Raw genomic sequence first — 8357 nt, forward strand, 5'->3', positions numbered from 1 at the left:
GCTGTACTTGAGTACGGCAAGGCGACGTTGACGTGGTTTGAATTTGATTTTCGAAGAGTATTAAATCTAGTTTTCCTAGATTCACTGTTACTATCTATTTATTCGAAAAAGAGATGAAAAAACCTGAGAATCATCTCAGGCTTGGTCATTAAATCTTTTTCTCAATACTGAAAAGTGGAGAAAGTGGGCGTTTTTCATGGATACGTACAATAGCATCCCCTAGGAGATGAGCGATTGAAATTTGCTCAATCTTATCGATCAAACGCTCTTCTGGCAAGTAGATTGTATCCAAAACAACCAATTTCTTAATAGCTGATTTTTGGATATTGTCCATGGCAGGACCAGAAAGAACTGGGTGCGTACAGCTTGCATAGACTTCAACAGCACCAGCTTCCGCAAGAGCATCTGCCGCATGACAAATCGTTCCAGCAGTATCAATCATATCATCAATCAAGATACAAGTCTTGCCTTCAACCTTACCGATGATGTTCATGACTTCACTAGTATTCATCTTATCAACGCTACGACGTTTATCAATAATAGCAATAGATGTTTTCAAAAATTCTGCCAACTTACGGGCACGAGTCACTCCTCCATGGTCTGGGCTGACAACCACATAGTCAGAACCAACCATGCCACGACGCTCAAAATAATCCGCAATCAGAGGAGCTCCCATCAAATGATCCACAGGAATATCAAAGAACCCTTGAATCTGCGCAGCATGCAAGTCGATGGTCAATAAACGATCCACTCCAGCTACTTCAAGCATATTTGCGACAAGTTTTGAAGTGATTGGCTCACGCGCTCTCGCCTTTCTATCCTGACGTGCATACCCATAGTAAGGCATGACAACATTGACAGATTCTGCACTGGCACGCTTCAAAGCATCCACCATAATCAAAATTTCAAGCAGATTGTCATTTACAGGCGAGCTAGTTGATTGTAGGATAAAGACGTGTTTCCCACGGATTGATTCTTCGATGTTGACCTGAATCTCTCCATCTGAAAATTGGCGAACACTTGATTTCCCCAACTCTATCCCAATCTCCTGCGCCACACGTTTTGCCAATTCTTGATTAGAAGAAAGGGCAAACAGCTTTAAATCAGAAAAAGACATGATTTCCTCCGGTATATATGTATCGCTTGTGCTTTTCACAAGATTTTCCATCTACCATTGTAGCGCTTTTTACACTATTTTTCAATCAAAAATAAAAGAAGGGCACCATATTTGTACCCTTGCATCATTCTTTTAAAAAATATTCTAGTTCATCAACTCATTGTGCTTCTCAACAAAGCGATAAGCCTGATAAAAACCATAGAGAGCAATAGCCGTCACCACTGGAATCGCTAGGGGCAATTCTGTCTCCAATTCAACAAAAGGAGAATTAAACAAGAAATGAGTTCCCAAGGCTAAACCTAGGAAAATAAGCCCCTCTTTCTTGCCAACCTTCTGCCCTTTATAAGCTCTGTAAAGCAAGTAAACACCTACTACAGCCAGACCTGAAAAAGTCCAGTGAGAGGCAATTCCTGAGATGATACGCTCTAAAATTCTCGAAATAGTAAAGTCAAAGCCCTCTGGCAAATCCATACGAATATAGCCAATATCCTCAATCATTTGAAATCCCAAACCAGAAGCAATTCCAAGTAAAAACAAAGATTTTAATTTTCGCACAGGAACCAAAGCTAAAACAAAAACAAGTGGCAATAATTTCAAGGGTTCTTCTACCAAAGGAGCCACAATAGCACTTTCAAAGGCATTTAAAAATGCACTATCTGGGAAAAGAAACTCCAATAAATCATGGATATAAGTATTAGCAAAGCTAGACAACCAGCCTGAAAGGAACATCCCACCCAATAAAGACAGAATCAAAGCGTTCTTTGGCAATTCCCATTTTTTCCCAATACGGAAAAGGAAATAAAGAGCCGGAATCATGTAAAAGAGAGCTAGAAAGATAGAAACTCCCATTAGTCCATATTCCGCACCTGACATCGAACCATCCGTATAGTAGATAGTTTCATACTGCAAACCAATACATAGCAATAAGATAAAAATAAATAAAATACTGTTTTTCTTCATACACTTTCTTTCTAAATGAAGTATTTATAATTCTACGACTGTCATACTTCCTGTATCCACATCGTAAATAGCACCAGAGATAATGACATCATCTGGTATTAGGGGAGACTCGATAAGGAGTTGCATATCCTCGCGCACACTCTCCTCTATATTTTGGAAGGGCAAGAAATCCTGGTCTGACACATCGACACCTAATTCCTCTTTCAGATACTCCTGAAAAGGACCATTTTCAAAAGTCTGAGCACCACAGTCTGTATGGTGCAATACCACAATCTCTCTTGTCCCCATTTGTTGCTGGGAAATAACTAGCGAACGAATCATGTCCTCAGTCACTCGACCACCTGCATTCCGCAAGATATGAGCATCCCCAAGTGCCAAACCTAGAGCTTGCGCAACGTGCAAACGAGAGTCCATACAGGTCACAATGGCTACTCTAGTTTTGGGTTTAAGTGGCAGATTTAACTGCCCATGTAGGGCAACATAAGCCTGATTGGCTTGCATAAACTGTTCAAAATACGACACGATTCCCTCCTCGAAAATTTGATAGTCAAATATTTCTCCTATCTTATCATTTTTAAAAGGATTTGTCACGGATTATGCAAAGACCTTTTTCAAAACTTCCTGAATCGTTGTTACTCCAATGACCTGAATTTCCTTAGGCGGAGTGATTCCTGTCAAAGAATTCTTAGGTACATAAATCTTAGTAAATCCCAGTTTAGCAGCTTCATTGATGCGTTGTTCGATACGATTCACGCGCCGAATCTCTCCCGTCAAACCAAGTTCTCCTACAAAACATTCCTGAGGATTAGTTGGCTTGTCTTTATAACTCGAAGCAATAGCAACCGCAACAGCTAAGTCTATCGCAGGTTCATCCAATTTAACACCGCCAGCAGATTTGAGATAGGCATCCTGATTTTGCAAGAGAAGACCTGCACGCTTTTCCAAAACAGCCATAATCAAACTCGCACGATTAAAATCAAGTCCTGTCGTCGTACGCTTGGCATTTCCAAACATGGTCGGTGTTACCAAGGCCTGAACCTCCGCTAAAATTGGACGCGTCCCTTCCATGGTCACAACGATTGACGAACCAGTCGCCCCATCCAAACGCTCTTCTAGAAAAACTTGACTCGGATTGAGGACCTCAACCAAGCCACCCGACTGCATCTCAAAAATCCCAATTTCATTGGTAGAGCCAAAACGGTTTTTGACCGCTCTCAAGATACGAAAGGTATGGTGACGCTCCCCTTCAAAGTAAAGCACCGTATCCACCATATGCTCCAACATACGAGGCCCAGCCAAGGTTCCCTCCTTGGTCACATGGCCCACGATAAAGATGGCAATATTATTAGTCTTAGCCAGCTGCATGAGCTCAGCAGTCACCTCACGCACCTGAGAAACAGATCCCTGCACCCCTGAAATTTCAGGAGACATAATGGTCTGGATAGAGTCAATAATGAGGAAGTCTGGTTGGATGCGCTCTACCTCTGCGCGAACACTCTGCATATTAGTCTCTGCATAGAGATAAAACTCGCTATCAATATCACCCAAGCGCTCTGCCCGTAACTTGATTTGCTGGGCAGACTCCTCCCCACTGACGTAGAAAACCGTCCCCACTTGGGACAACTGGGTTGAGACTTGTAGGAGAAGGGTCGATTTCCCGATTCCAGGATCCCCACCGATGAGGACGAGACTTCCTGGTACCACACCTCCACCAAGTACACGGTTGAATTCTTCCATCTCCGTCTTGGTTCGATTAACGTTGATTGAAGTCACCTCAGCCAGTTTCATAGGTTTAGTTTTCTCACCTGTCAAGGACACACGCGCATTCTTGACCTCGGCAACCTCAACTTCTTCTACAAAAGAAGACCAAGCTCCACAGTTGGGACAGCGTCCTAGATACTTAGGTGAATTATATTCACAATTTTGACACACAAATGTCGCTTTTTTCTTTGCGATGATAAACCTCTTTCTATATCTCTAACTCACACTCAATCACTTGGCAAAAATCAATCTTCTCGTCTGGTACAAATTGGCGCATGAGCATTCTATGAGTTACCACTATCACGGTCTGATAATCTCGATACTTAGCCATGCATTCTAGAAACCGAGACTTCATCTCCGTAGCTGTCTCATATTGAATAGGACTATTAGGAAGTAACTCCCCCTTATTTTCTAGAAACATAGTACGAGCTTTTTCAAAATTATCTGTTCCACTTTCATAGACCTGCCATTCATGTAATAATGGCTCCACTCTCAAATGAAGTCCAGTAGCACAAACCACATAAGATGCAGTTTCTAAAGCTCTTGTGACTGCAGAAGATACGATTATTTCAGCTGAAGGGAGTAAAGGATTTTTGCTCAGTTTCTGAGCCTGCAGTCTTCCTTCCTCAGATAAGGGAGCGAGGTCCATCCCAAAACCTGTATAAGAACGTTCCTCTAACTCACGGTAATCTGGCTCTCCGTGACGTACAAAGATAATCTTCATTCTAGTGCCCAGTCGATCCAAACCCACCAGTTCGAACGCCATCAGCCGCATCTCCATCTGCAATTAAGAACGGAGCAAAGACAGCCTGGACAACACGTTCCCCAACTTCAAGAACAACCTCTTGGTCTGTGATATTCTTCATCTGCGCAAAAATATGCCCTTCATTGCCAGGATTTCCATAATAATCCCCATCAATGACCCCAACTGAGTTAATTAAAACCAATCCCTTCTTACGAGGGTTTGAAGAGCGATCATAGAGATAAAGAACCTCAGTCGGCTGCATATAAGCCTTAACCCCTGTCGGAACCAAGACAATCTCTCCTGGAGCGATAACTGTGCGCACAGCAACCTTTAAGTCGTAACCAGCCGCATGCGCTGTCTCACGCTTAGGCAATAAATTTTCATCTGTAAAACTAGAAACCAATTCAAAACCACGAATTTTCATCATCTTCTCTTTTCTATTATCATTTACTCTAGATTATTCTATCTTATTTATTCGGAAAAAGCACGAAAAAAAGAGCACACAATTCAAATCGCTTAGGGCTGCTGGATTCCTCCCCTGACCCGCTTCACGCAGAACTGTTGCTCCACTATTTATTATATCACATTCCTATTCATTTTAAAAGCAAAATTATTTTTTCCGGCGATTTCTAAAAAAATCCTGCATAATAGCTGCGCATTCATCTTCCAAAATTCCCGTTTCAACCTCCACACGATGATTGAGACGCTCATCTGTCAAGATATCGTACAAACTCCCAGCAGCGCCAAATTTCTGGTTTTTAGCCCCATAGACCACGTTTGAAATGCGGGCAAGCCCAATCGCCCCACTACACATGACACAAGGCTCAATGGTCACAAAAAGCGTGCAATCAAGCAAGCGCCAGCTCTCCTCACTCAGGTTCGCATTCTCTATGGCCATAATCTCCGCATGCATAACCGCTCGTTGCAACTCCTCACGCGCATTATGCCCACGACCAATGATTTCTCCGTCCTTGACAATCACACAACCAATTGGAATTTCATCGTGTTCAAGAGCAATCTCAGCCTCTCTCAAAGCTTCCCTCATAAAGACTTCTTTTTCTTCAACTGTATAATTCATCCGTTTCTCTTTTCCTACTTATCGATTTTATTATTATATCATGAATCCCAACACAAAAAAAGCCACCGAATGCGGTGACTTTATAGGGAGATTATTATGAAAAAGAAAAGTTTAGGATATTTGTTACAACAAGTTAGGAGGTCTTCTTGTAACTGTCTATAGTATACCCGACCTATCTTAAACAAATCTTAAAAATCTCTTAGGACCAAACACTTTCTAAAATATTTGTTTGTTCACGACCAGGACCTACTGAGAAAGTAGAAATACGAACGCCAACCAATTCGCTCACACGACGAACATAGTTACGCGCATTCTCAGGAAGATCTTCCAAATTACGAACTCCAGTAATATCTTCTGACCAACCTGGCAACTCTTCATAGATAGGTTTGCAACGTTTCAATTGCTCAAGACTAGCTGGATAGTAGTCAATACGTTGACCATCAAGATCATAGGCCACACAGATTTTCACAGTATCTAAACCACTCAAAACATCGATAGAGTTCAATGAAAGGTTAGTGATACCAGAAACACGGCGACTATGACGCATGACAACTGAGTCAAACCAACCAACACGACGTGGACGACCAGTTGTTGTCCCATATTCATGACCTACTTCACGGATACGTTCTCCCACTTCATCAAACAACTCAGTTGGGAAAGGACCATCTCCTACACGACTCGTATAAGCCTTACATACACCTACAACCTTATCAATCTTACTTGGACCAACACCAGAACCAATGGTCACACCACCAGCCACAGGGTTTGATGACGTAACAAATGGATAGGTACCTTGGTCGATATCTAGCATAACACCTTGTGCACCTTCAAAAAGCACACGTTTACCGTTATCAAGCGCATCATTCAAAATAACAGATGTGTCTGTCACATATTTCTTGATTTGTTGACCATATTCGTAATATTCTTCAAAAATATCATCGAAATCAATCGCTTTACTATCATATAATTTTTCAAAAAGACGATTCTTTTCAGCAAGGTTACGTTCTAAACGCTCACGGAAAATATCTTTATCCAAAAGATCTGCGATACGAATCCCAACACGAGCAGCTTTGTCCATATAAGCTGGACCAATTCCCTTAATTGTAGTACCAATCTTATTGTCGCCCTTAGCTTCTTCTTGCAAACGATCTAACTCGATATGATAAGGCAAAATGACATGCGCGCGATCAGAAATACGCAAGTTATCAGTTGTAACACCTTCCTCATGAAGATAGCTCAACTCTTTCACAAGAGATTTAGGATTTACAACCATACCATTCCCAATAACAGAGATTTTTTCAGGGAAGAAAATCCCAGATGGAATCAAGTGCAATTTAAACTTCTTGCCATCAATCACAATCGTGTGACCTGCATTATCACCACCTTGGTAACGCGCAATCACTTCTGCATTCGCTGAAAGGAAGTCTGTAATCTTCCCTTTACCTTCATCACCCCATTGGGTACCTACAACAACAACTGAAGTCATAATCTTGTCTGAGCCCTCAGGCTCTTCCTTTCTCACATACATGGCAGGACTCTCACCTGCAATTATATCTTACAATTTATTATAAGAAAAAATCGCCTTTTTATCAAGAAGAAACAATAGAAAGATTTGCTATTTCCAACTATTAAAAAATGTTTTAGAAAAAATTCCGGCTATTTATCATTATTTTTCCACAAAAAGTAAAATTTGTTCGGAAATTAACTCATACTGTCTCATCAAGCAACAAAACCCTGTCTCATTATCAATTTTTCAAGATACAAACGATAAGCAACACGATAATGGTAAACAATAAAATCCCGATGACTCACAATACGATATCGGACAAGATAATAAATCAAAAACTTAAAATGAACATGTTCCCAATCAAAATTATCACCCAAGAACATACCATACTCTTCTTCAATATTTCTATAAAAATCCATCATCTGATCATAAATACTTTGTAGCATAAATATATACTCCTTTTCTTTTTATGACCTTATTCTAACAAAAAATTATAAACAGTTATTATAAAATCCTGAATTGCTCAAATACCAACCTCAAAAAGATAACAAATAGGAAAAGTTGACAGAATAGGAACAAATATACTACCTAAATTTCAAAAACTAAGATAATGGAAGCGGAAGGATGCGAACCCCTCGAAGGATCATATTTACAGTCCGCAACGTTTAGCCTCTTCGCTACCCTCAATTAAAGTACTAAAAAGATCTCCTTGATCGAAAACGGAGGGCTCTGAAACTTTACTCAGCAAAAATATCTCACACCAAATAACACTAAATAGATTATTAATTACAAAAAAAGAGGCCTAAACCTCTTTTTTCTTAACTACTCCGCCAGTAGGACTCGAACCTACGACATCATGATTAACAGTCATGCGCTACTACCAACTGAGCTATGGCGGATTAAAGCTAAGCGACTTCCATATCTCACAGGGGGCAACCCCCAACTACTTCCGGCGTTCTAGGGCTTAACTTCTGTGTTCGGCATGGGTACAGGTGTATCTCCTAGGCTATCGTCACTTAACTCTGAGTAATACCTACTCAAAATTGAATATCTATTCAAACCAAGAAAACCGTTCGCTTTCATATTCTCAGTTACTTTGGATAAGTCCTCGAGCTATTAGTATTAGTCCGCTACATGTGTCGCCACACTTCCACTTCTAACCTATCTACCTGATCATCTCTCAGGGCTC

The 8357-nt window shown here is 40.9% G+C and carries 9 protein-coding genes, 1 tRNA gene, 2 rRNA genes and 1 other RNA gene; all 13 read right to left on the reverse strand.

The window, feature by feature from the left end; all coding sequences use genetic code 11:
• Positions 1 to 148: 148 nt before the first annotated feature.
• Complete coding sequence (locus QM818_RS03885; RefSeq protein WP_033682853.1) at positions 149 to 1117, reverse strand: ribose-phosphate diphosphokinase; 969 nt, start codon at positions 1115 to 1117, stop codon at positions 149 to 151.
• Between the two features lie 144 nt (positions 1118 to 1261).
• Positions 1262 to 2077, reverse strand: coding sequence for a PrsW family intramembrane metalloprotease (locus QM818_RS03890; protein ID WP_247930558.1), 816 nt, complete (start codon positions 2075 to 2077; stop codon positions 1262 to 1264).
• 24 nt (positions 2078 to 2101) lie between these two features.
• Positions 2102 to 2599 carry a beta-class carbonic anhydrase gene (locus tag QM818_RS03895; protein ID WP_077804518.1) on the reverse strand — a complete coding sequence of 166 codons (498 nt, stop codon included), beginning with the start codon at positions 2597 to 2599 and terminating at the stop codon, positions 2102 to 2104.
• Positions 2600 to 2671: 72 nt separating this feature from the next.
• Positions 2672 to 4033, reverse strand: a complete 1362-nt coding sequence (gene radA / locus QM818_RS03900) for a DNA repair protein RadA (RefSeq protein WP_414299942.1) — start codon at positions 4031 to 4033, stop codon at positions 2672 to 2674.
• 13 nt (positions 4034 to 4046) lie between these two features.
• Entirely contained in the window at positions 4047 to 4604 is a 558-nt protein-coding gene (locus QM818_RS03905) for a histidine phosphatase family protein (RefSeq protein ID WP_261081408.1), read from the reverse strand.
• A complete protein-coding gene (locus tag QM818_RS03910) occupies positions 4564 to 5007 on the reverse strand; it encodes a dUTP diphosphatase (RefSeq protein ID WP_000701987.1) in 444 nt (147 codons plus the stop codon). Before QM818_RS03910 ends, QM818_RS03905 begins: the two co-directional genes overlap by 41 nt.
• 56 nt (positions 5008 to 5063) lie before the next feature.
• An RNA gene (gene ffs, locus QM818_RS03915) (signal recognition particle sRNA small type) lies at positions 5064 to 5161 on the reverse strand.
• A gap of 32 nt (positions 5162 to 5193) precedes the next feature.
• Entirely contained in the window at positions 5194 to 5661 is a 468-nt protein-coding gene (gene tadA / locus QM818_RS03920; protein WP_414299941.1) for a tRNA adenosine(34) deaminase TadA, read from the reverse strand.
• A 199-nt stretch (positions 5662 to 5860) separates the two neighbouring features.
• Entirely contained in the window at positions 5861 to 7147 is a 1287-nt protein-coding gene (locus QM818_RS03925; protein WP_004237599.1) for an adenylosuccinate synthase, read from the reverse strand.
• A 233-nt stretch (positions 7148 to 7380) separates the two neighbouring features.
• Positions 7381 to 7614, reverse strand: coding sequence for a sigma(X)-activator ComW (gene comW / locus QM818_RS03930; protein ID WP_045606484.1), 234 nt, complete (start codon positions 7612 to 7614; stop codon positions 7381 to 7383).
• A 379-nt stretch (positions 7615 to 7993) separates the two neighbouring features.
• Positions 7994 to 8067, reverse strand: a tRNA-Asn gene (locus tag QM818_RS03935).
• Positions 8068 to 8072: 5 nt separating this feature from the next.
• Positions 8073 to 8188: ribosomal RNA gene (gene rrf, locus QM818_RS03940) — 5S ribosomal RNA — on the reverse strand.
• Positions 8189 to 8264: 76 nt separating this feature from the next.
• Positions 8265 to 8357: ribosomal RNA gene (locus QM818_RS03945) — 23S ribosomal RNA — on the reverse strand; the annotation flags it as partial.

Source organism: Streptococcus mitis (assembly GCF_047464035.1).
Lineage (GTDB): Bacteria > Bacillota > Bacilli > Lactobacillales > Streptococcaceae > Streptococcus > Streptococcus mitis_DX.

Bases quoted from the DNA above. Each gene is read 5' to 3' on its own strand.
- QM818_RS03885 (WP_033682853.1), bottom strand. From the start codon at position 1,117: ATGTCTTTTTCTGATTTAAAGCTGTTTGCCCTTTCTTCTAATCAAGAA.
- QM818_RS03890 (WP_247930558.1), bottom strand. From the start codon at position 2,077: ATGAAGAAAAACAGTATTTTATTTATTTTTATCTTATTGCTATGTATT.
- QM818_RS03905 (WP_261081408.1), bottom strand. From the start codon at position 4,604: ATGGCGTTCGAACTGGTGGGTTTGGATCGACTGGGCACTAGAATGAAG.
- QM818_RS03910 (WP_000701987.1), bottom strand. From the start codon at position 5,007: ATGAAAATTCGTGGTTTTGAATTGGTTTCTAGTTTTACAGATGAAAAT.
- tadA (WP_414299941.1), bottom strand. From the start codon at position 5,661: ATGAATTATACAGTTGAAGAAAAAGAAGTCTTTATGAGGGAAGCTTTG.
- QM818_RS03925 (WP_004237599.1), bottom strand. From the start codon at position 7,147: ATGACTTCAGTTGTTGTTGTAGGTACCCAATGGGGTGATGAAGGTAAA.
- comW (WP_045606484.1), bottom strand. From the start codon at position 7,614: ATGCTACAAAGTATTTATGATCAGATGATGGATTTTTATAGAAATATT.